Source organism: Nocardioides carbamazepini, assembly GCF_024614185.1.
In the GTDB taxonomy this organism is placed as follows: Bacteria; Actinomycetota; Actinomycetes; order Propionibacteriales; family Nocardioidaceae; genus Nocardioides; species Nocardioides carbamazepini.
In genome coordinates this window covers 237,497-257,432 of record NZ_JAHTLF010000025.1, presented here as the reverse complement: position 1 = coordinate 257,432, position 19,936 = coordinate 237,497, and the positions used below count along the sequence as shown (strand labels likewise).

General features: G+C 71.9%; 25 protein-coding genes. 7 read left to right on the top strand and 18 right to left on the bottom strand.

Translation table 11 applies throughout. The features are described 5' to 3' along the window. Positions 1-117: 117 nt before the first annotated feature. From KVF89_RS27280 to KVF89_RS27245, 8 genes are all read right to left on the bottom strand, one after another. The gene (locus tag KVF89_RS27280) at positions 118-1,236 is read right to left on the bottom strand and encodes a baeRF2 domain-containing protein (RefSeq protein WP_257430282.1); all 1,119 of its coding nucleotides are present in this window, start codon (positions 1,234-1,236) and stop codon (positions 118-120) included. 42 nt (positions 1,237-1,278) lie between these two features. Beyond that, positions 1,279-2,148, bottom strand: coding sequence for an N-acetylmuramoyl-L-alanine amidase family protein (locus tag KVF89_RS27275; protein WP_257430281.1), 870 nt, complete (start codon positions 2,146-2,148; stop codon positions 1,279-1,281). 120 nt (positions 2,149-2,268) lie between these two features. After that, the gene (locus KVF89_RS27270) at positions 2,269-2,538 is read right to left on the bottom strand and encodes a hypothetical protein (protein ID WP_257430280.1); all 270 of its coding nucleotides are present in this window, start codon (positions 2,536-2,538) and stop codon (positions 2,269-2,271) included. After that, positions 2,531-2,734, bottom strand: coding sequence for a hypothetical protein (locus tag KVF89_RS27265; protein ID WP_257430279.1), 204 nt, complete (start codon positions 2,732-2,734; stop codon positions 2,531-2,533). The genes KVF89_RS27270 and KVF89_RS27265 overlap by 8 nt, the downstream gene beginning before the upstream one ends. Positions 2,735-2,919: 185 nt before the next feature. Continuing rightward, complete coding sequence (galE, locus tag KVF89_RS27260; protein WP_257430278.1) at positions 2,920-3,924, bottom strand: UDP-glucose 4-epimerase GalE; 1,005 nt, start codon at positions 3,922-3,924, stop codon at positions 2,920-2,922. A 33-nt stretch (positions 3,925-3,957) separates the two neighbouring features. Continuing rightward, the gene (locus KVF89_RS27255) at positions 3,958-4,257 is read right to left on the bottom strand and encodes a DUF2516 family protein (protein ID WP_257430277.1); all 300 of its coding nucleotides are present in this window, start codon (positions 4,255-4,257) and stop codon (positions 3,958-3,960) included. Positions 4,258-4,348: 91 nt separating this feature from the next. Then, positions 4,349-5,023 (bottom strand): hypothetical protein, encoded by a 675-nt coding sequence (locus tag KVF89_RS27250; RefSeq protein ID WP_257430276.1) that lies wholly within the window; start codon positions 5,021-5,023, stop codon positions 4,349-4,351. An 8-nt stretch (positions 5,024-5,031) separates the two neighbouring features. Continuing rightward, the gene (locus KVF89_RS27245) at positions 5,032-5,478 is read right to left on the bottom strand and encodes a helix-turn-helix domain-containing protein (RefSeq protein WP_257430275.1); all 447 of its coding nucleotides are present in this window, start codon (positions 5,476-5,478) and stop codon (positions 5,032-5,034) included. Between the two features lie 139 nt (positions 5,479-5,617). On the opposite strand from KVF89_RS27245, the gene cysC reads away from it, so the two are divergent. Then, a complete protein-coding gene (gene cysC, locus KVF89_RS27240) occupies positions 5,618-7,528 on the top strand; it encodes an adenylyl-sulfate kinase (protein WP_257430274.1) in 1,911 nt (636 codons plus the stop codon). Beyond that, positions 7,528-8,529 (top strand): sulfite exporter TauE/SafE family protein, encoded by a 1,002-nt coding sequence (locus KVF89_RS27235; RefSeq protein ID WP_257430273.1) that lies wholly within the window; start codon positions 7,528-7,530, stop codon positions 8,527-8,529. The genes cysC and KVF89_RS27235 overlap by 1 nt, the downstream gene beginning before the upstream one ends. Before the next feature lie 27 nt (positions 8,530-8,556). Here KVF89_RS27235 and KVF89_RS27230 read toward each other — a convergent pair whose 3' ends face one another. The 4 genes from KVF89_RS27230 to KVF89_RS27215 all read right to left on the bottom strand — a co-directional run bounded on the left by KVF89_RS27230 (position 8,557) and on the right by KVF89_RS27215 (position 11,946). Beyond that, entirely contained in the window at positions 8,557-8,694 is a 138-nt protein-coding gene (locus KVF89_RS27230; RefSeq protein WP_257430272.1) for a hypothetical protein, read from the bottom strand. Positions 8,695-8,812: 118 nt separating this feature from the next. After that, positions 8,813-9,979, bottom strand: coding sequence for a nucleotide sugar dehydrogenase (locus KVF89_RS27225; RefSeq protein WP_257430271.1), 1,167 nt, complete (start codon positions 9,977-9,979; stop codon positions 8,813-8,815). Between the two features lie 88 nt (positions 9,980-10,067). Further along, entirely contained in the window at positions 10,068-10,841 is a 774-nt protein-coding gene (locus KVF89_RS27220; RefSeq protein WP_257430270.1) for a DUF4143 domain-containing protein, read from the bottom strand. Positions 10,842-10,860: 19 nt separating this feature from the next. Continuing rightward, the gene (locus KVF89_RS27215) at positions 10,861-11,946 is read right to left on the bottom strand and encodes a glycosyltransferase (protein WP_257430269.1); all 1,086 of its coding nucleotides are present in this window, start codon (positions 11,944-11,946) and stop codon (positions 10,861-10,863) included. 201 nt (positions 11,947-12,147) lie between these two features. On the opposite strand from KVF89_RS27215, the gene cysD reads away from it, so the two are divergent. Both cysD and KVF89_RS27205 read left to right on the top strand, forming a co-directional pair. Further along, positions 12,148-13,062 carry a sulfate adenylyltransferase subunit CysD gene (gene cysD / locus KVF89_RS27210; protein WP_257430268.1) on the top strand — a complete coding sequence of 305 codons (915 nt, stop codon included), beginning with the start codon at positions 12,148-12,150 and terminating at the stop codon, positions 13,060-13,062. Beyond that, positions 13,062-14,321, top strand: coding sequence for a sulfate adenylyltransferase subunit 1 (locus tag KVF89_RS27205; RefSeq protein ID WP_257430267.1), 1,260 nt, complete (start codon positions 13,062-13,064; stop codon positions 14,319-14,321). The genes cysD and KVF89_RS27205 overlap by 1 nt, the downstream gene beginning before the upstream one ends. 144 nt (positions 14,322-14,465) lie before the next feature. Here the strand turns inward: KVF89_RS27205 and ygfZ are convergent, their stop codons facing one another. From ygfZ to KVF89_RS27185, 4 genes are read right to left on the bottom strand one after another with little or no spacing between them, the layout of a single operon-like run. Beyond that, positions 14,466-15,449, bottom strand: a complete 984-nt coding sequence (gene ygfZ, locus KVF89_RS27200) for a CAF17-like 4Fe-4S cluster assembly/insertion protein YgfZ (protein WP_257430266.1) — start codon at positions 15,447-15,449, stop codon at positions 14,466-14,468. After that, on the bottom strand, positions 15,446-15,913 hold the full coding sequence (locus KVF89_RS27195; RefSeq protein ID WP_372497969.1) for an adenylyltransferase/cytidyltransferase family protein: 468 nt from the start codon (positions 15,911-15,913) through the stop codon (positions 15,446-15,448). Before KVF89_RS27195 ends, ygfZ begins: the two co-directional genes overlap by 4 nt. Continuing rightward, positions 15,910-16,356: a Fur family transcriptional regulator gene (locus tag KVF89_RS27190; protein WP_257430265.1), complete on the bottom strand. Its 447-nt coding sequence runs from the start codon at positions 16,354-16,356 to the stop codon at positions 15,910-15,912. Before KVF89_RS27190 ends, KVF89_RS27195 begins: the two co-directional genes overlap by 4 nt. Further along, positions 16,349-16,843 carry a heme-binding beta-barrel domain-containing protein gene (locus KVF89_RS27185; RefSeq protein ID WP_257430264.1) on the bottom strand — a complete coding sequence of 165 codons (495 nt, stop codon included), beginning with the start codon at positions 16,841-16,843 and terminating at the stop codon, positions 16,349-16,351. Before KVF89_RS27185 ends, KVF89_RS27190 begins: the two co-directional genes overlap by 8 nt. Positions 16,844-16,889: 46 nt before the next feature. Between KVF89_RS27185 and KVF89_RS27180 the strand changes: the two genes are divergently transcribed. The 3 genes from KVF89_RS27180 (at position 16,890) to KVF89_RS27170 (ending at position 18,857) form a co-directional block, all read left to right on the top strand. Next, positions 16,890-17,252, top strand: a complete 363-nt coding sequence (locus KVF89_RS27180) for a DsrE family protein (protein WP_257430263.1) — start codon at positions 16,890-16,892, stop codon at positions 17,250-17,252. Position 17,253: 1 nt separating this feature from the next. Further along, positions 17,254-17,682: a D-aminoacyl-tRNA deacylase gene (gene dtd / locus KVF89_RS27175; protein ID WP_257430262.1), complete on the top strand. Its 429-nt coding sequence runs from the start codon at positions 17,254-17,256 to the stop codon at positions 17,680-17,682. Positions 17,683-17,798: 116 nt separating this feature from the next. Continuing rightward, positions 17,799-18,857, top strand: coding sequence for a hypothetical protein (locus tag KVF89_RS27170; protein WP_257430261.1), 1,059 nt, complete (start codon positions 17,799-17,801; stop codon positions 18,855-18,857). Positions 18,858-18,890: 33 nt separating this feature from the next. Here the strand turns inward: KVF89_RS27170 and KVF89_RS27165 are convergent, their stop codons facing one another. Next, positions 18,891-19,343, bottom strand: coding sequence for a DUF4395 domain-containing protein (locus tag KVF89_RS27165; protein WP_257430260.1), 453 nt, complete (start codon positions 19,341-19,343; stop codon positions 18,891-18,893). Continuing rightward, positions 19,343-19,771, bottom strand: coding sequence for a thioredoxin family protein (locus KVF89_RS27160; RefSeq protein ID WP_257430259.1), 429 nt, complete (start codon positions 19,769-19,771; stop codon positions 19,343-19,345). The genes KVF89_RS27165 and KVF89_RS27160 overlap by 1 nt, the downstream gene beginning before the upstream one ends. Between the last annotated feature and the right edge of the window lie 165 nt (positions 19,772-19,936).

The following is a 19,936-nucleotide window of genomic DNA, read 5'->3' as shown; positions in this document are numbered from 1 at the left end:
CGCCGCCCGAAGCGGCAGGCCGCGGAGCCGATCCCCGGCCCGGCCCGGATGCCGGCCGCGCCGGTGGCGATGCCGCCCGTCGGGAAGCACACGCGGGACTGAACGGCCGCACCGCGCTCAGGACGGCGAGCGGTCGTCCCACCGCAGGAGGGCCGCCGTCCCGGACGCCAGCGCGAGCTCGCGGGGCAACGGCAGCTCCGACGGTACGACGGAGGCCGCGGCGTCGGTGAGCGCGGCCGCGCCGAGGAGGACCAGATCGGCGGGCAGCTCCCGCGCGCTCAAGGCGGAGTCGGGCAGTGCCAGGCCCGGGTGTTCCTCCGGTGTCAGCCGAACGGCCCGCGCGTCGCCCAGCTCGAGCACCAGGTGGTCGACGGCGCCCCGGGCGAGTGCGTCGGCAACGGCATCGGGACCGGTCACGACCCCCTCGGCGACGGCGAGACCGCGCGCCAGCCGCTGCGCCAGGTCGTCGATCTCCCGGGCCTGGAGAGCGGCGAGCTGGGGTCGCACCTCCTGCCAGAGAGCGTCGTCGGAGGCACCGGCCGCGCGGCCACCCGCCTCCACGACGACCACGGCGAGATCGTCGCGCTGCTCCAGCATGCCCGCGATGTCACTGCGGGCCCGCACGTCGCCAGCCACGAACACGGCCCGCACCTCGTGCCGTGCGAGCACGTCCTCGATCGCCTCGACCGCGAGCCGGGCGTTCTCGTGCCACTGGTTCTCCGACCGTTGCTGGTAGCGGTCCTGTGCCCAGTCGCCGTCGGGCACCTTGGTGAGGTGCAGGGTCGAGCCGTCGACGGAGAGCTCGTCGGTCGCGGCCTGGTTCGCGGCGAGGTAGAGCTCGAGATCGGCGCCGACCCGGTCGGCCCGCACCACCATGAAGGGGACCTGACCGTCCGCCATGGCGAGCCAGGGGGCGAGATCCGGCAGCGGGCCCGCCACCACCGACTCCGGCCACGAGCCGGTCCCCGCTCGGACGTCGTCGAGGAGGACCTCGTCGCCCGCCGCGACGAGGGTGCGTCGGGCCGGGCCCGCGAGATGCGTCGGCGCGCGGAACCGCTCCTCGAGCTCGGCCCGCAGCCGCGCTCCGGTCTCGAGTCTCTCCAGCTCGTGCCGTGCGGTGGTCCAGCGCGCGTCGAGCTGCTGCCGGGCATCCTCGCTGTCCCGACTGACGTCCAGGTGCAACGTGACGAACGGTCCCGCGGACTCGTAGATCGGTCGGATGGTGTCGAGCCTCATGCCTGGGCCGTACCCCGGCCTCCCGGCCCGCATACCGCGCCCTCAGCTCGTGAGGAAGGCGCGGACCGCGGTCGCCAGCGCCCGCGCGTAGCGCTGGCGGCCCGCGGCGCGCTCCATCGCCACGGCGTCGTCGGCGTCGCGCATGTTGCCGAGCTCGGCCATGACGACCGGGACGTCGGAGTGGTTGAGGGTCCCGAGGTCGGTCCGGACGTCGATCCCGTCCTCCCCGAGGTAGGTCGACGGCGAGAACCCCGCGGCGACCAGGGCGTCGCGCAGGGCGACCGCGAGCCGCTCGGAGGGGACGAGCACGTCGTCGGTCCAGCCTTCGCGCTGCCCCGGCCGGATCACGTGGAAGCCGTGGGCCGCCGACGACCGGTTGCCGTCGGCATGGATGCTCACCCGGACGTCGGCGTCCGGGCCCGGCTCGCCGGGATTGCCGATCCGCCCGCGTTCGTCGATGCACGGTCCCCAGGCGCCGGTGGAGTTCTCGTCGCGGGTCAGCAGCACCCGGGCGCCGAGCCGCCGCAGCCGCTTGCGGAGCTCGACCGCCACCTCCCAGGTGAAGGTGGCCTCGGGATAGCCGTCATCGGTCGAGGTGCCGGTGGTGTTGCAGGCCTTGTCGAACCCGCCGGCGTCGACCTCCCGGTTGATCTCGGCGGGGAAGCGGGCGTTGCCGAGCTGGTGACCGGGATCGAGGACGACGACGCGACCCGCGAGCGGCCTCGGCGTAGGCGTCGGCGTCGGCGTCGGTGGGGCCGTGGGCGAGCTCGCCGGGGCGGCGCTGCTGCTGTCCGTCGTGGCCGACGTCCGGCCCACCGGGCCGTCGCCGCCGTCCGGCCGCCCGTCACCGCACCCGCCCAGAAGCAGCCCCGTCGCCAACAGCGCGGTCACGACAGCGACACGGCGAGGCACCGGACCACCCTACGGGGAGATCACGACGAGGAGTCGGCCGCTCGGCGCCACCGCCGCAGCACACAGGTGCCGACAGGACGTCCGCCGTCACCCGCTCCGAGAGGCCAGCGTCGCTCGAGACTACGTGTCAACGCGGACCAGCTGGATGCTGATGATCTCGATGCCACCCCGCTCGGCCACGACGTACCAGACGGTCGCGCCGTCCGAGGGCAGGTGCAACCGGTAGGCGCCGGCGAGTGGCTCATCGGCGGGAAACGGCTCCGCCAACAACGGCACGGGCTCATCGAGCAACGAGAAGATGGCCCGTTGGACGGCCCAGCGCAGGGGGTGAGGCAGTGCCTCGATCTCGGCCCACGCCGATCCGGGGAATCGGACGAGCCGATCAGCCACTGATTCCCCACGCCTGCGCGAGGTCTGTCCGTGTGAACACCCGTCCGGGCTCGTCGGGACTAGGCTCCGAGTCGGCATTCATCCGAGTGACGGCGAGCCGATCGCCCTCTCGCTGGCGAAGGCGCCGCAACTCTGCCTGCAGCGCCTCCAGATCCGCGCGCGGGATGCTCACCATGTCGGGGGCGTCAGCGCTCATCCGCCCAGGATACGCGGTCGCGGCCCGAGCACTCGGCGCGAACACAGGGGCCATCGCCGGGTCGTGGGACAACTCGGTACGCCGGCCCAACGGCTCGGCCGCCTCGTCGCAGGCTCATCGGCACGATCCGTTGCCGGCGGCCAGGACCGCGACGGCGACGGCGAGCAGGACGGCGACGGCCCTGGTCACGCGTACCCCAGCACGTCCTTGCGCTTCTCACCCCACGCGAGAGCCGACGCGATCGCCTCGTCGAGCGACAGCTCGGTGCGCCAGCCGAGGAGCTCGGCGGCCTTGTCGGCGTTGGCGAAGGCGCCGGCGGCGTCTCCCGGCCGGGCCGGCGCCTCGACGACGGGGATCGGCCGGCCGACGACCCGCTCGACGGCGGCGAGCAGCTCGCGGACGGTGACGCCGTCGCCGGCGCCGAGGTTGATGTAGGTGGCCGGCGCGCCGACCTTCTGCAGCACGGCGTCGAACTCCTCGACCGCGCGGACGTGCGCACGGGCCAGGTCCCACACGTGGATGTAGTCGCGGATGCCCGTGCCGTCGCGGGTGGGGTGGTCGGTGCCGGTGAGCGTGAAGGACTCGCGGAAGCCGAGTGCGGTCTGCGCCATCAGCGGCACGACATGGGTCGCGTCGCGCAGGTGGTAGCCGGTGGTGAGGTCCGGGTCGGCGCCGATCGGGTTGAAGTAGCGCAGGATGATCGCCCGCAGGTCGGTGGCCCGGGCCAGGTCCTCGAGGACCTGCTCCATCATCCGCTTGGTCCGGGCGTACGGCGAGGTGGGGTCGACCGGGTCCTCCTCGGTGACCTCGAACGCCGCGGTGAGCGCGTAGAGGGAGGCGGTCGAGGAGAACAGGATCCGCGGCTTGCCGAGGGCGGTGAGCTCGTCGAACATCTCCAGCGACTTGGCGACGTTGTTGCGGTAGTACCCGTACGGCTGCTCCACCGACTCCGGTACGACGATCCGCGCGGCCATGTGCACGGTGACGTCGAGGTCGGGGTGCTCGGCGACGATCCGGCCGAGCAGCGCCCGGTCGGCGATGTCGCCCTCGTAGAAGATCCGGTCGCCGACGTAGGCCCGGGGCCCGCTCAGCAGCGAGTCGAGGATGACCGGCGTGTGCCCGGCCTCCTCCAGCGCCTTGGCCGTGATCGATCCGAGGTAGCCGGCGCCGCCAGTCACGAGAACCTTCATGTCCCCGACCCTACTGACGCGTCCCCGTGCTCCTCAGCGGCGTCGCAGACCGGCGAGGGCCGGACGGACGTCGGCGAGGTAGACCAGCGCGGCGACCAGCAGCGCCAGGTTGATGATCGACAGGTTGATCGGCACCACCTGGAGCAGCACGCCCACGCCGAGGATCGCGGTCCAGGTCGGCTTGTTGAGCTTGTCGGCGGCGACGTACGACTCGCCCGAGTAGAGGAGCGAGCTGACGAACGCGAAGATCTTGACCACGAGCAGCACGAAGGCGATGCCGACGTTGATCCAGCCCTCGACGTCGCCCAACGCCCACACGAAGCCACCGCTCATGGGGCGATCGTAGTTGGCCCGCCCTGGGGCGCGGGACGCAGTTCGGCCCCGGGGCCGATGCCCCGGGGCCGGACGGATGCGAGCATCGGGCTCAGCTGGTGGCCGTGGCCTTCTTGGCGGGCGCCTTCTTCGCGGTGGCCTTCTTGGCCGGCGCCTTCTTCGCGGTGGCCTTCTTGGCCGGCGCCTTCTTCGCGGCCGGGGCCTTGGCGACCGGAGCCTGCGGCACGGCCGGAGCCTTCGGGGCCTCGCCGGTGCGGAGCTTCACGACGACGCCCTCGCCGCGCTTGGCGAGGTCGGCGTACAGCGCGGTGGCGGTGGCGACGTTCTCGTCGTACGCGCCCTTGACCGAGCTCTGCACCTTGGCCGGGAGGGCCTTCGCGTCGGCCTGGATGCCGGCGATGCGAGCCTCGGCCTGGGTGCGGCGCTCGGCGAAGGTGGCGACGGCCTTGTTCTGCAGGCGCTTCGGCTCGGGCAGCTCGAAGCCCTTGACGGTGCTCGTGACGCTGCTCTGTACGTCCGCGACGCGGGCGGCGACGTCCTTCTGCACGTCGGCGACGTAGGAGTTCACCTTGGCCTGCACGTCGGCCACGTAGGTCTTGACCTTCTCGACGGCGAGGTCGGTCGCCCCGACGCCGGCGTAGATCGGCTTCGCCGCGGCGGCGGGGATCTCGGGGAGGTCGACCTTGGGGCGGTCGACCTTGGGGATGGCGACCTTGGGCAGGTCGAGGGTCGGGATCTCGATCTTGGGGAGCTCGAGCTTCGGCATTGCTGGTTTCACCCTTCGTTGGCGACGGCGTCGGAGTCCGTCTCGGTGGTGGTCGGCGCGTCTTCCTGCGCCCCGGCCGCGGCGTCGACGGAGCCATCCGCGGCGTTGAGCGCGAGGAACGATGCGTAGACGTCGAGGAGCGACTGCTTCTGCCGCTCGGTGAGGCCGGTGTCGCTCACGATGGCGAGCTCGACCGATCCCCCCACGCCGTCATCGGGGCTGAGGATCCCGGCCCTGATGTAGAGCTGCTCCGCGGAGATCCGCAGGGCCTTGGCGATCTGCTGCAGCACCTCGGCCGACGGCTTGCGGAGCCCACGCTCGATCTGGCTGAGGTAGGGGTTGGAGACACCCGCCTGGTCGGCGAGCTGCCGCAGGGAGAGGCGGGCGGACACCCGCTGCTCCTTGAGATAGTCGCCGAGTGAACCGACGGTCTTGACAACCTTGCCCTTGGCCATACGGACCATGGTGCTAGCAATAGTTAGCAAAGTGCAAGCACGAGGGAACGTGAACTCGTTCACAAGCGCACGCGATGGCAGGTGTCCGCTGTCACTGTTCAAAGCGGATCAACTCACTCGACTCTGTACGATCACCCGTGTGCCACGCCCGCCACTGCCCCAGCACTGCCCGACGCAGCGCGAGCTCGACGACCTCGAGCTGCTGACGTCCGGAGCTGCCGCCCCGATCCGGGGGTTCAACGAGCCGGGCAGTCCGCTCACCCTCTCCCTGCCCGACGAGCTCGCCCTGCACCTCGACGAGGGCAACGAGATCGAGCTGGTCGACCCCGAGGGACTCCCCCTCGCCCGCGTCTCCAGCGTGCTGCGCGGGCTCGCCGTCACCCCGCTGACCCACGCGCAGTTCGGGCCGTTCCGGCGCCTCTACCTGGCGCCCGCCGCCGTGCGTCAGCAGTACGCCGGGCGCACCTTCGTCCCCGTCACCGACCTGATGACCGACGTACAGGTCGAGCAGCTGCGCGGGCTCGGACCGGTCGTGCTCGTCGCACTCGTCGGCACCGGCACTCCCGCGGTCAGCCCGGTCGGCCTGCTCCGCGCGACCCAGCGGGTGGCGGAGACCATCGACGCCGCCGTCGTGGCCGTCCCACTCGCCGACCACGCCTCGCTGGCCGACCCCGCGCTGCGCATCTCCGTGCTGACGTCCTACGCCGACACCGACCCGGTCGTCGAGCTGGCCTACGGCGGCCACCTGCTGCCGGCCCTGGCCGACATCGCGGCGACCGAGCGGCCGCGCCCCGACCAGCGGGGCCTGGTCCTCTTCTTCACCGGCCTGTCCGGCAGCGGCAAGTCCACGCTCGCCCAGGCCCTGATGGACCGCCTGCTCGAGCACGGCGGCCGCAGCCTCACCAGCCTCGACGGCGACGTCGTCCGCCGCAACCTCTCCGCCGGGCTCACCTTCTCTCGTGAGGACCGGGAGACCAACATCCGCCGCATCGGCTGGGTCGCCGCCGAGATCGCCCGCCACGGCGGGCTCGCGGTCTGCAGCCCGATCGCGCCGTTCGACGAGACCCGCCAGCAGGTGCGGGCGATGGTCGAGCAGGCCGGCGGCGCGTTCTTCCTCGTCCACGTCGCGACGCCGCTGGAGGAGTGCGAGCGACGTGATCGCAAGGGCCTGTACGCCAAGGCCCGGCGCGGCGAGATCCCCGAGTTCACCGGCATCTCCTCGCCCTACGAGGAGCCCCGCGACGCCGACGTCCGGGTGGACACGACCGGCCGGTCGATCGAGGACGCCCTGGAGGACGTCGTGGTCGCCCTGCGCGAGACCGGGTACGCCGACCTGACCGCGCCCGCGCCGCCGGCCCAGACCTCACCCGCGCCGCCGGAGGGTCTGCCGCCAGTGGACCTCGACGAGGTCGCGCAACGGTCGATCCGGGTCCCCGACGAGGACCCGGAGCCGGGCGCGACCGGGGCCCGCACCGCGACGTCCGGGGCCCGGCCGCTGCGGGTGCTCTTCGTCTGCACGGCGAACATCTGCCGCTCGGCGTACATGGAGCTCCGCTCACGGTCCCTGGCCGGTCCCGGCAGCGGGATCGAGTTCGCCAGCGCCGGCACCCACGGCTTCAACGCCCACCCGGTCGACCGCACGATGGCGGCGGTGCTGGCCGAGCGCGGGGTCGGCAACGACCTGCTGGGCGGGTTCGCCAGCCGCCCGCTGACCGACGACCTGATCGCCGCGGCCGACCTCGTCCTCACCGCCGAGGCGGCGCACCGGCAGTTCGTGCTCGAGGAGGTGCCGGGCGCGTTCCGCAAGGCGTTCACGCTCGCCCAGTTCGCGGAGTCCGTCGACCGGGTCGACCCGCTCCTGCACGGCACCGAGCTGGTGACCGCGGTCGGACACCGGCGCGCGGGCACCGCCGACCACCACGACATCCGCGATCCCTACCGGCGCGGCAAGGCGGCGGCCGAGGTGTCGGCCGACCAGATCGACGTCCTGCTCCGGGCGGTGCTGCTCCGGCTGGCGCTGCCCTCGACCACACAGACAGGCGACGAGTAGTGGGCGACCTCCTCACCCTGACCGCGCTCTCCATCGCGGTCGCCGGCTTCCTCGTCGGCATCGTCGTCGGCCTGACCGGCATGGGCGGCGGCGCGCTGATGACGCCGGCGCTGATCTTTCTCGGCGTCGGCCACACCGCGTCGATCGTGACCGCCGACCTGACCGCCGCGGCGGTCTACAAGACCGGTGGCGCACTCACCCACGCCCGGGAGGGGTCACCCAACCTGCGGCTCGCGGGCTGGCTGATCCTCGGGTCGGTCCCGATGGCGTTCGTCGGGCCCTATCTCGTCAAGGCGCTCACCGACGACCCCGCGCACCTCGAGGACACCCTCAAGCTCTGCATCGGCACCGCGCTGCTGTTCGCGGCGTCGACCTACGCCCTGCGGCTCTACATCAACCTCAAGCGGGTACGACGCGGCGGCGCGCTGCCCGACGACAACCCCCGCATCCGACCGGTCCCGACCCTGCTGGTCGGCATGCTCGGTGGCCTGCTCGTCGGCGTGACCAGCGTCGGCTCGGGCTCGGTCATCATGATCGCGCTGCTGATGCTCTACCCCGGCCTGTCCGCGGTCCGGCTGGTGGGCACCGATCTGGTGCAGGCGGTGCCGCTGGTGCTCAGCGCGGCGCTGGCCAATATCGCCATCCACGGCCTCGAGTGGGACCTGGTGATCCCGCTGATCGTGGGCTCGGTGCCCGGCACCCTGCTCGGCGCCCGGCTCGCGCCGCGGGTGCCGCAGTCGTTCATCCGCCGGGGCATCGTGATCGTGCTGACGATGTCGGGCGTGGCCTTGTTGTTCAAGGCCGGACTGCACCCCTTCGGCGAGGGCCACGAGACGCTGGAGGCGATGCTCGTCGCCGCGATCGGCGTCGCGATGCTGGTGCTGGTGCCCTTCGTGTGGGGCCTGCTGCGCAAGCAGCACGGACTGCCGATGTTCGGGGCGCCCACGGTCGCCGAGATCGAGTCCTTCGGCAGTCGGGAGCGCAAGCGCGCCCGGACCTGAGACCGGACGGAGCCTGGACCTGGGAGATCAGCCGACGGGGCGGAACTCCTGGGCGTCCTCGACCCGGAACGGCGAGTCGTCGGCAGCGGCGCGGCCGACCCCGACGGTGAACACCGCGGCAGCCGCGACCCACATCGCGCCGACGACTCCGATCAGCATGTCCATGGCACTCCCCCTCCGTACTGCTGACCACGGTACCCGCACGTCCCCACCGGATCCTTCCCCTGAACGGGGTAAGCCCGGGTAGTCCGTTCGGGCCACCGGGCGGACCCGTCGGTCCTCGTCAGTCGCGTCCGTAGACGTCGCGGGTGTAGACCTTGTCCGCCACGTCGTCGAGGGCGTCGACGCGCCGGTTGGCGATGATCACGTCCGCCTTCTCCTTGAAGGCGTCGAGGTCCTTGATCACCCGCGAGTTGAAGAACCGCTTCTGGTCCAGCTCGGGCTCGAAGACGACGACCTTCACGCCTTTGGCCTTGATCCGCTTCATCACGCCCTGGACGGCCGACTCGCGGAAGTTGTCCGAGCCGGCCTTCATGGTGAGCCGATAGATGCCGACCACCTTCGGATCGCGACGCAGCACGTCGTCGGCGATGAAGTCCTTGCGGGTGGTGTTGGCGTCGACGATGGCGCTGATCAGGTTCTGCGGGACCTCCCGATAGTTGGCCTGCAGCTGCCGGGTGTCCTTCGGGAGGCAGTAGCCGCCGTACCCGAACGACGGGTTGTTGTAGTGCCCGCCGATGCGCGGGTCGAGGCCCACGCCCTCGATGATCTGGCGGGTGTCGAGACGGTGGGTGGCGGCGTAGGTGTCCAGCTCGTTGAAGTACGCCACCCGCAGCGCGAGGTAGGTGTTGGCGAAGAGCTTGATCGCCTCGGCCTCGGTCGAGCCGGTGAACAGCACCGGCACGTCGACCGCGACCGCACCCTGGAGCAGCAGCTTGGCGAACAGCCGGCCGGGCTCGGTGTCCGAGCCGACCACGATCCGCGACGGGTGCAGGTTGTCGTGGAGGGCACGCCCCTCGCGGAGGAACTCGGGGCTGAACAGGATCGACGCGCCCGGATGCGCGGCGCGGAGCGTGTTCGTGTAGCCGACCGGCACGGTCGACTTGATGACGACCGTCACGGCCGGGTTCGCGGCCAGCGCCGCCTTCGTGACCCGCTCGACGGTCGAGGTGTCGAAGCGGTCGGTCTCGGGGTCGTAGTTCGTCGGGGTCGCGACGACGACGTACGTCGCATCGGCGTAGGCAGCCTTCGCGTCGCGGGTGGCCCGCAGCGAGAGCTCGGGGCGGCGCAGGTGCTGCTCGAGCTCGGGGTCCACGATCGGCGAGCGCCGCGTGTTGACGGCGTCGACCCGGGCCGGATCGACGTCGAGGATCCAGACGTCGTTGTGCTGCGCGAGCAGCACCCCGTTGGACAGGCCGACGTAGCCGGCGCCCACCACGGTGATCTTCATGCCTCCGAGGCTGCGGCCGGACCCTGAACGGCGTCCGGAGCGGGCATGGCCGCGCGGTGACGGGCAGGCGGCGAGATGCCGGAGGGGCTCACTCCCAGATCGTGGCGATCGGCAGGCTCCACATCCGGGCGCCGTACCGGTGACCGCGTGAGGCCGTGTTGAGCACCACCCCGCCCCGGAACCGGCCACCGGCGCGCCGCGCCAGCGCATGCAGGGCGGTGAACTGATGGGGCCGCAGGCTCGCCGCGGTGCGCACCTCGATCCCGAAGAGACTGTCGTCGGGGAGCTCGATGACGAGATCGACCTCGAGCCCGTTGCGCTCGCGCAGGTGGCTGACCCGATGCTCCACCACGCTCGTCCCGCGCTGGCGCAGGAGCTCGGCCGCCACGGCGCCGCGCAGGAGCGCGGCGAGTAGGCGTCGGCCGCCGAGCTCCGCCAGGTCCGCGCTCGTGGCACCGGTCAGGTGCCGGGCGAGCGACGGATCGGCGAACACGGCCGCGGGACGTCCGATGGCACGCTTGGCGACCGCCGCCCGGCACCCGGGAAGCAGACGGAGGACGTCGAGGTGGACCAGCACGTCGACGTACGGCGCCAGCGTGGTGACGGGAAGCTCGGCAGCCGCCGCGATGCGCGCCTTGTTGAGCTCCGCGGCCGGAGGGTCCGCCAGCGCCACGAGGACGGCGTGCAGCCGGTCCGGGTCGAGCCGCCGCAGGCGACGGGCACGACGCGTGACGGCGGCCAGCTCGTCGGCGGCACCGGGCCGGTCGAGCCGGGCCAGGTAGTCGTCCAGCTCCCAGGCCGACCGGATCTCCTCGGGCGCCGGGGCCCGGGAGCCCAGGCGGGCGACGAAGTCGGCGGACACGACGTGCAGCGTAGGCGGCTCACCGCCGCTGTCCAGCGGGCACGTACTGCGCGGCCGCCTCCGCCAGGACGTCGCGGATGCCACGCGCCGTGTCGGCCCAGGTGGCGACCGTGGCGGGCGGGCGCCGGCGACCGGGCTCGCTGAGGAGCTCGGCCATCGCCGTCCCGAGGCCGCCGGGGGTCGCGGCCGCGGTGACGACGCGATCCCCGTGGATCGCGGCCAGGCCGCTGTCGTCGGTGGAGAGGACCGGGATCCCGAAGTAGCGCGCCTCGGCGACGGGGAGCCCGAAGCCCTCGTCGGAGGACGCGAGGACCACGAGCCCGGCACGCTGGATGAGCTCCTGGTAGACCGACGTCGCGACGTACCCGGGGAAGTCGACCGCGGCGCCCACCCCTTGCGCCACCGCGGTCCGGCGCAGCCGCTCACGCAGCCCGCCTCCGGCTCCCAGCACGACCAGGCGGGGTCGCTGCCCGAGTCGCTCGTGGGCGACGCGCAGCGCGCGGATGACGAGGTCGGGGCGCTTGTTGGCATGGTGTCCGTAGGTCACGACGAACGGGTCCGCGCCGGGCTCCGGATCCACCGGCGGCCAGGTCCGCGGATGGTCCTGACCGTTCTCCACCGTCACCCGCCGGGCCCGGGGTGCGATCCGCGCGGTCTCGGCGTCGGTCTTGGCGGAGATCTGGATCGACCGCGTCGCGTGCGTGGCCGACCACGCCCAGAGCCGGCGGTAGAGCCGCTGGTGCCGGGGGAACTCCTCCGGGTGCCGGACGTGTCGCCAGTCGTGCGCGATGCAGACCTGCGGCCGTGGTCCCGCGAACGGGCTCACGAGGGGGCTCACCGACAGGAGCGCGTCGGCGCCGGACCGGCGCGCGACCACGCCGGCCCGGACCCACTGGCCGAGGGCCCGCGCCGCGAAGCCCTCGGGTACGACGTGCACGCTCGCCGACGGATGGCCGGCGAGGACCTCGACGACCCAGGGGGCGCCGACGACGACGAGGTGGTCGTCGGGTGCGACCTGCGCCCAGGCACGCAGCAGCTGCTCGGCGTACAGGCGCATGCCACCGGAGTCGGCGGGCGCGCCGAGCACGTCGATGACCACCCTCACGCGCGGATCCCCACGCGCGGATCGTAGTGAGCGCCGGACCGTGCCCGCAGCCGCTTCGCCGTACCCGAGCCGCTGCCGGCGACGCCAAACTCGTCGATTTGTCTACGCAACGTCCTCGGATGCCGCCGGGGCAGGTGCGGCATGGCACGATGAGCGGGCCCTGAAGGCAGAGGAACCACCGAAAGGACGGGTCGCCCAGGCATGACTCAGACGCACAGCGACTACCGCCTCAGCCAGCTGGACCAGCTGGAGGCAGAGTCGATCCACATCTTCCGCGAGGTCGCGGCCGAGTTCGAGAAGCCGGTCCTGATGTTCTCCGGCGGCAAGGACTCCATCGTGATGATGCGCCTTGCGGAGAAGGCGTTCTACCCGGCGAAGATCCCGTTCCCGGTGCTCCAGGTCGACACCGGCTACGACTTCCCCGAGGTCCTCGCGACCCGGGACAACTGGGTGGACCGCCTCGGCGTGAAGCTGATCGTCGCGAGCGTCGAGCAGGCCCTCGCCGACGGGATCGTCATCGATGACGGCAAGACCTCCCGCAACCGGCACCAGATCGGCACCCTGCTCAACGCCATCGAGGAGAACGGCTTCACCGCCGCCTTCGGCGGCGGCCGGCGTGACGAGGAGAAGGCCCGCGCCAAGGAGCGCGTCTACTCCCACCGCGACGAGTTCGGTCAGTGGGACCCGAAGAACCAGCGTCCCGAGCTGTGGAGCCTCTACAACGGCCGCCTGCACGAGGGCGAGCACATGCGGATCTTCCCGATCTCCAACTGGACCGAGCTGGACATCTGGGACTACATCGGCCGCGAGGGCATCGAGATCCCCAGCATCTACTTCTCGCACCAGCGCCGCGTGTTCCTGCGCGACGGCATGCTGCTGAGCGAGAGCGAGCACAACCCGCTCCGCGACGGCGAGGTCGCCGAGGAGCGCACCGTGCGGTTCCGCACCGTCGGTGACCTGACCCTGACCGGCTGCGTGGAGTCCACCGCCAGCACGATCCCCGAGATCATCGAGGAGGTCGCGGTCGCCCGGGTCACCGAGCGTGGCGCGACCCGCGGTGACGACCGGTTCTCCGAGGCCGCCATGGAGGACCGCAAGAAGGAGGGCTACTTCTGATGTCCGCTACCAACATGGACCTCCTGCGCTTCGCCACGGCCGGCTCGGTCGACGACGGCAAGTCCACCCTCATCGGGCGCCTCCTGCTCGACTCGAAGGCGATCTTCGAGGACCAGCTCGAGGCGGTCGAGGCCACCAGCTCGGCCAAGGGCTACGACTACACCGACCTCGCGCTGCTGACCGACGGCCTGCGCTCCGAGCGCGAGCAGGGCATCACCATCGACGTGGCCTACCGCTACTTCGCGACGCCCAACCGCAAGTTCATCATCGCGGACACCCCCGGGCACGTGCAGTACACGCGCAACATGGTCACCGGCGCCTCCACCGCCGACCTCGGCCTGGTGCTCGTCGATGCCCGCCAGGGACTCACCGAGCAGTCCCGCCGGCACGCGGTGATCCTCTCGCTGCTCCGGGTCCCGCACCTGGTGCTCGCGGTCAACAAGATGGACCTCGTCGACTTCGACCAGTCGATCTACGAGAACATCTACCGCGAGTTCACCCAGTTCGCGACCAAGCTCAACGTCCCCGACCTCGAGGTCATCCCGATCTCGGCGCTGCAGGGCGACAACGTCGTGACCCGCTCCGAGAACATGCCGTGGTACTCCGGTCCCACGCTCATGCACCACCTCGAGCACGTCCACGTCGCCTCCGACCGCGACCTGATCGACGCCCGCTTCCCGGTGCAGTACGTCATCCGGCCGAAGTCGGACGAGTTCCACGACTACCGCGGCTACGCCGGCCAGATCGCCGGCGGCGTCCTCAAGCCGGGCGACGAGGTCGTCGTCCTGCCGTCGGGGATGACGTCGAGGATCGCGAAGATCGACCTCTTCGACCAGGAGGTCCCCGAGGCCTTCCCGCCGATGAGCGTGACGGTCCACCTCGAGGACGACGTCGACGTCTCGCGCGGCGACATGATCGCCCGGGTCAAGAACGCCCCGACACCCAGCCAGGACATCGACGCGATGATCTGCTGGATGACCACCACTCCGCTGCAGCCACGGCAGAAGCTGGCGATCAAGCACACGACCCGCACGGGCCGAGCACTGGTCAAGGACGTCCAGTACCGCCTCGACGTCAACACGCTGCACCGCGACCAGGGCGCCGGCGAGCTCGGCGTCAACGAGATCGGCCGGGTCACCCTGCGCACCACGGTGCCGCTGCTGTGCGACCCGTACTCCAAGAACCGCACCACGGGCTCGTTCGTCCTGATCGACGAGGCGACCGGCGTCACCGTCGGCGCCGGCATGATCAACGGCTGAGCCCCGACCCGGCGCAGACTGACGCTCAGATCACGCCGACCCGGCGCAGATTGAACTTTCTGGGTTCAATCTGCGCCGGGTCGGTGCATTTCAGAGCTTTGTTTGCGCCGGGTCGGCGTGTCTTTCGGTTCCGTCTGCGACGGGTCAGCGCTGGGGGCGGAAGTGCATGCCGATCTCGGGGTCCACGAGGACCTCCTGGGCGGCGGGCAGACCGTCGACGACGAGCGGCGCGGAGACGTCGGTGTTGCGCTTGATCAGGGCCAGCGCGATCGGGCCGAGCTCGTGGTGGCGCGTCGAGGAGCCGACGAAGCCGACCGCGCGGCCCCCGCCCTCCGGCAGCACCTCGGCGCCACGGGTGGGCAGCCGGTTCTCCGAGCCGTCGAGGTGGAGCAGGGTCAGCCGGCGCGGCGGGCGGCCGAGGTTGTGCACCCGCGCGACCGTCTCCTGGCCGCGGTAGCAGCCCTTGTCGAGGTGGACGGCAGGCGTCCAGGCCGCGTCCGCGCCGAGGTCGAGCCAGCCGACCTCGTTGGGGATCGTCCGCTCGTCGGTGTCGAAGCCGAGGCGCGGCTCGCCGCGCGCGATCCGCAGCGCCTCGTAGGCCCACAGACCGGCGGCGGGCCCCGCCGCCTCGGCGTACGACGTCAGCTGCTCGCGCGGGACCAGGTCGTGCTTGCCGCCCCCTGCCGCCGGGCGCCACGCGACCGCGAGATCCGCGGTCACGTCGGCGACCTCGACGCGGAGCATGAAGCGCATCCGGTCGAGGAAGCCGAGCAGGGCCGCCGCCGCACCCGGCTCGGTGTGGGCGGTGAACGCCTCACCGTCGTCGAGGCCGGCGAAGGCGTGCTCGACCCGGCCCTGGGCGTCGAGCAGGAGCGCGGAGGTCCAGCGCCCGGGCTCCAGGCCCTCGAAGTACTGGGTGGTCATCGAGTGCAGCCAGCTCAGCCGGTCCGGGCCGCTGACCCGGATCACGTCGCGGTGCGAGAGGTCGACGAAGCCCTCGCCGGCCGCGAGGGCGCGCTGCTCGCCGTACAGGCTGCCGTAGTGGGCGGCCACGCCGGCGTCGATGCCCTCGCCGGCGACGGCGCCGGGGAGGTCGAGGAGGGGGCTGGTGCGGAGGTCGGTGCTCATGTCAGGTCCCGGTAGTGCTCGAGGAGGCGGGTCAGGGTGCCGAGGGCTGCTTGCATCTCCTCGATGTGTGCCGGGTCGAGCGTGCGGAGCATCTCCTTGATCTCGGTGCTCGACACACCCGAGGTGCGCGGCAGGTACCTCACCTCGCAAACGTCGGCGAGGTCGTCGAACTTCCCGGCCCAGTCGTCGCCCATGACGAACAGGTCGACGCCGTGCTCGACGATGTCGGAGCGCTTCTGCTCCCACGACTGCTCGGGGACGACCAGGTCGACCCCCTTGATCGCGGAGACGATGGCCGCCCGGTCGTCGTACGAGACGACCGATCGCTTGCCCTTGCCGGCGTTGAACTCGTCGGTCGAGACGCCCACGATCACCCGGTCTCCCAGCGCCGTGAGACGCTCGATCAGGCGCAGGTGGCCGATGTGGAACAGGTCGAAGGTGCCATAGGTCAACACCGTGGTCATGCGGACTCTCCTTCGCACCGGGCGCAGCGCCCGAAGACGGTGAGGTGACCGAGGTCGGGGGTGAAGCCCCGGTCGGCGAGGATCGCGACGAACGGCGCGGCCTCCTCCGCGTCGACGGAGATGATGTCACCACAGTCGCGGCACACCAGGTGGAAGTGCACGTGCCCCCGGGTCGAGTGGTACGTCGCGGCGCGGTCGCTGAGGTGGGCATGGCGGATCAGGCCCAGCTCCTCGAGCACCTCCAGCGTGCGGTAGACGGTGGACGGGTTGACCGTGCTCACCGTCTGCTGGACGTGGGCCAGCACCTCGTCGGGAGTGGCGTGGCCCAGCGCGTCGACCGCCGCCAGGATCAGCTCCCGCTGGGGCGTCAGCCGGTAGCCCTTCTCGCGAAGGGCCGCCCGCCAGTCGTGGCCATGGTCGTCGTGATCGTGGTCGTCAGGCACGCTTGAGCCTCGCCCACAGGTGCGGCTGCAGTGCCTGGCCCATCGCGGCCATGTCGAAGGCGTAGAGCAGGTCACCCTCGACGTTGCCGTAGAGGCGCTTGCCGGCGACGTACTCCTTGGCCGTCTCGGTGCGGGCGACGGCGTCGGTCGTCCACTCGAACTTGCCGTTGTCGGCCTCGCCGTGCCAGATCTCGGCGATGCCCGTGTTGTGGGTCAGCAGGATCTCGAACTTCCCGTCGCCGACGCCGCGGATGAAGCCGGTCTCGATCGCGGCGTCGCGGACCTTCTCGCCCTGCTCGTCGACGATCCAGGCGCGCGCCATGTAGTGGAAGAACGGCCGCCCGTCGTGGGTGAAGATCAGCTCCTGGCCGAACTGGAACTTGTCGATCGTGGGGTAGTCGCCGTGGCCGTTGCCCCGCCAGGTGCCGAGCAGCCAGGCGATGGGACCGCAGTTGGGGTGCAGGTTGTCGGGGAGTTCGAAGGCCACGAGGGCCGAGTCTAGTCGCGGGCGACCCGCTGCGTAGGCTCGGCGCATGTCGCGCTCTCTGGTCGTGAAGGTCACCTGCGGTGCCGACGAGCCCGAGCGCTGCAACCAGGGCTTCACCGTGGCGGGCGCGGCAGCCGTCTCGGGGGTCGCGGTATCGCTCTGGCTGACCGGCGAGGCCTCCTGGCTGGCCGTTCCCGGTCGGGCCGCCGAGCTCGAGCTGCCGCTCGCCACTCCCCTGCCCGACCTGCTCGAGGCGGTCCTCGCCTCCGGGCGGGTCACGGTGTGCGCGCAGTGCGCCGCGCGGCGCTCGCTGACGGAGGCCGACCTGCTGCCCGGCGTACGGATCGCGGGGGCGCCGGTCTTCGTGGAGGAAGCACTCGCCGAGGGCGTCCAGGCGCTGGTCTACTGACGTGCGGGCGGTCCTGCAGCGGGTGTCGTCGGCGTCCGTCGTGGTGGCCGACGTGGTCGTCGGTGCGATCGACGAGCCGGGCCTGCTGGTCTACCTCGGCGTCACGCACGACGACGGCGCGGCCGAGGTCGCGTGGATGGCCCGCAAGATCCGCGACCTGCGCGTCCTCGACGACGAGCGGTCCGTCGGCGAGACCGGTGCGCCGGTGCTGGTGGTCTCCCAGTTCACGCTGTACGGCGACGCGCGCAAGGGACGCCGCCCGACCTGGATCGCCGCGGCGCCGGGCCCCGTCAGCGAGCCGCTCTACGAAGCGGTCTGCGCCGCCCTCGAGGCGGCCGGCACCCCGGTCGAGCGCGGCGTCTTCGGGGCGGACATGGTGGTCGCCTCGGTCAACGACGGTCCGTTCACGGTCCTCCTCGACTCCCCCTGACCGTCGTACCGGACATTCCTGTCGCGAATTCGGTGAGTTCACGACAGGAATGTCCGGTACGACGAGCCTGTGGATGAGCCCGAGCACGGCGCGGCCGTTCGGCGGATCCTCCTCGGATGGACCTGCACCTCACCCGACCGGGTGTCGTCGTACCGTCGCGGATCGATCCCCGGGGCCTCAGCGGACCGACGCCCGGCCAGGCCCGCGGACCTGCCTGGACCCGGGTCGGCCCGGGGCGCTACCGACCGGCCGGGGCACCCGACACGGTCGCCCAGAGGATCGTCGACGCTGTCACCGCGCTGCCCGACGGAAGCGCCGCGACGGGCTGGGCGGCGCTCCACTGGCAGGGAGCCCGGTGGTTTGACGGGCTCGCGGCCGACGGTATGCCGCTGCCCGTCCCGGTCGCGGTCGGCGATCGTCACGCGAAGCGCGGACGCGCCGGGGTGCGGGTGTCGGAGGACTGGCTGTTCCCCGGTGACGTGACCGTGGTCGATGGCCTGCCCGTGACAGTTCCGGTGCGGTCGGTGACCTACGAGGCCCGCGTGGCTCGCGACGAGATCGGGGCGCTGCGCGCCATCGAGCTGGCGGCGTACGACGACCTGGTCAGTGTCGCGGAGCTGCGGGCCTACACCTCCCGCCTCGTCAGCCGGCCCGGGAAGAAGCGCCTCGAATCCGCCCTCGAGATCGCGGACGAGAACGCGTGGTCACCGATGGAGATCGTCATGCGGCGGTTCTGGCAGCGCTGCTACGAGCGGCCGCTGCTGTGCAACCAGCCGGTCTTCGATCTGGCGGGCCACCATCTCTTCACGCCGGACCTGCTCGATCCGGAGGCGGGCGTCGCCGGAGAGTACGACGGCAGCGTGCACGAGGCCGGGCGCCGGCGGAGCCAGGACCTCGACCGGACGGAGCTCACCCGACGCCTCGGCATCGAGGTGGTGACGATGATGGGCGGCACCGGCGAGCAGCGCCGGTTCCAGCGCCGCCTCGCCGGCGCCTACCAGCGCGCCGGCGCCTACCAGCGCGCCGGGGCCGGGACGCGGGCGTGGACCACCGATCAGCCGGACTGGTGGGTCGACACCTCGACCGTGGCCCGGCGCCGCGCGCTCAGCCCGGCCGACCGCGAACGCTGGCTCGCGCATCGTCGTACCGGACAGAACGGTCGTGAAATCGCCTGAGATCCGACCGATTCGTCCGGTACGACGATGAGATCAGGCCGCGGCGCGACGGGAGAGACGCAGCCCGAGAAGGTACAGCTCGCAGCCCAGGCAGAACGCGAAGACCGCGTTGAGGAACGCCGCGACGAAGGCGAAGGCCGCGAACACCTGACCGAGCAGGACGGCGCCGGTGGCGAAGCCGATCGTGGCGACGACGGCGAACACCAGGCCGACGGCCTGGGCGAAGCGCGGCGGAGCCGGGTCCTCCAGCTCGGTGGGCGGGCTGAGGCGCGGGCGGACCAGGCGGCGGAAGACGGCGCCGGTCGGGGTCCGGTGCACGCCGAGACCCGCGCCGATCGCGAAGAGCACGGCCTGGACGCCGGTGAGCGCTGCTGCCGCACGCGGCGACGCGTCGGAGAGCAGCAGCGCGGCGGCGAAGACGACGAGGGTCACGGCCGCGGTGAAGCGGGGCCCGCGGGGGTCGATGCCCGGGTTGTCGCCGGCCATCAGGACTCCTGGAGCGCGGGAAGCGCGGCGAGCACCTGCTCGCGGCGCGGGGCGCCGGCGGCGCGGGTGACCTCGTGTCCCTCGCGGTCGAGGATCAGTGTCGTCGGCGTACGGCGGATGTCGAGTGCCCGGACCAGGTCGAGGTGCTGCTCGGCGTCGATCTCGACGTGAGCGACGCCGTCGGCCCGGCCGGCCACGTCGGCGAGCACGACCCGCGTGGTCCGGCAGGGGGCGCAGAAGGCGCTGGAGAACTGGACGAGCGTGGCCCGCGCGCCGAGGGCGGCCTCGGGCACGGCCGTCGCGACGGCGCTCCAGGCCGTGGGCGAGGCGGGGGCCGCCGCAGCGAAGGTGCCGTCGGTGCGGCGCCGGTACAGGCCGAAGCCGGCCGCCGCGGCGACGGCCAGCAGGAGCAGCACGAGTCCGGTCACGGTCTTCTCCAACGAGGTCGGGATCGCCTCTATTCCACGTCGCCCCGCTTCGGTCGGACCACAGCGTCCGAGGCGTGGTCGGGTTTCCCAGGCGTGGGCATCCGTCAACTGACGGATGCCGCGGGGCTCCCGGGTGCCGAGCTCGGGCAGATGAGCCGATACCGG

Bases quoted from the DNA above. Each gene is read 5' to 3' on its own strand.
- KVF89_RS27280 (WP_257430282.1), bottom strand. From the start codon at position 1,236: ATGAGGCTCGACACCATCCGACCGATCTACGAGTCCGCGGGACCGTTC.
- KVF89_RS27265 (WP_257430279.1), bottom strand. From the start codon at position 2,734: ATGAGCGCTGACGCCCCCGACATGGTGAGCATCCCGCGCGCGGATCTG.
- galE (WP_257430278.1), bottom strand. From the start codon at position 3,924: ATGAAGGTTCTCGTGACTGGCGGCGCCGGCTACCTCGGATCGATCACG.
- KVF89_RS27255 (WP_257430277.1), bottom strand. From the start codon at position 4,257: ATGAGCGGTGGCTTCGTGTGGGCGTTGGGCGACGTCGAGGGCTGGATC.
- KVF89_RS27250 (WP_257430276.1), bottom strand. From the start codon at position 5,023: ATGCCGAAGCTCGAGCTCCCCAAGATCGAGATCCCGACCCTCGACCTG.
- KVF89_RS27245 (WP_257430275.1), bottom strand. From the start codon at position 5,478: ATGGCCAAGGGCAAGGTTGTCAAGACCGTCGGTTCACTCGGCGACTAT.
- KVF89_RS27230 (WP_257430272.1), bottom strand. From the start codon at position 8,694: ATGGACATGCTGATCGGAGTCGTCGGCGCGATGTGGGTCGCGGCTGCC.
- KVF89_RS27225 (WP_257430271.1), bottom strand. From the start codon at position 9,979: ATGAAGATCACCGTGGTGGGCGCCGGCTACGTCGGCCTGTCCAACGGG.
- cysD (WP_257430268.1), top strand. From the start codon at position 12,148: ATGACTCAGACGCACAGCGACTACCGCCTCAGCCAGCTGGACCAGCTG.
- KVF89_RS27205 (WP_257430267.1), top strand. From the start codon at position 13,062: ATGTCCGCTACCAACATGGACCTCCTGCGCTTCGCCACGGCCGGCTCG.
- ygfZ (WP_257430266.1), bottom strand. From the start codon at position 15,449: ATGAGCACCGACCTCCGCACCAGCCCCCTCCTCGACCTCCCCGGCGCC.
- KVF89_RS27195 (WP_372497969.1), bottom strand. From the start codon at position 15,913: ATGACCACGGTGTTGACCTATGGCACCTTCGACCTGTTCCACATCGGC.
- KVF89_RS27180 (WP_257430263.1), top strand. From the start codon at position 16,890: ATGTCGCGCTCTCTGGTCGTGAAGGTCACCTGCGGTGCCGACGAGCCC.
- KVF89_RS27170 (WP_257430261.1), top strand. From the start codon at position 17,799: ATGGACCTGCACCTCACCCGACCGGGTGTCGTCGTACCGTCGCGGATC.
- KVF89_RS27165 (WP_257430260.1), bottom strand. From the start codon at position 19,343: ATGGCCGGCGACAACCCGGGCATCGACCCCCGCGGGCCCCGCTTCACC.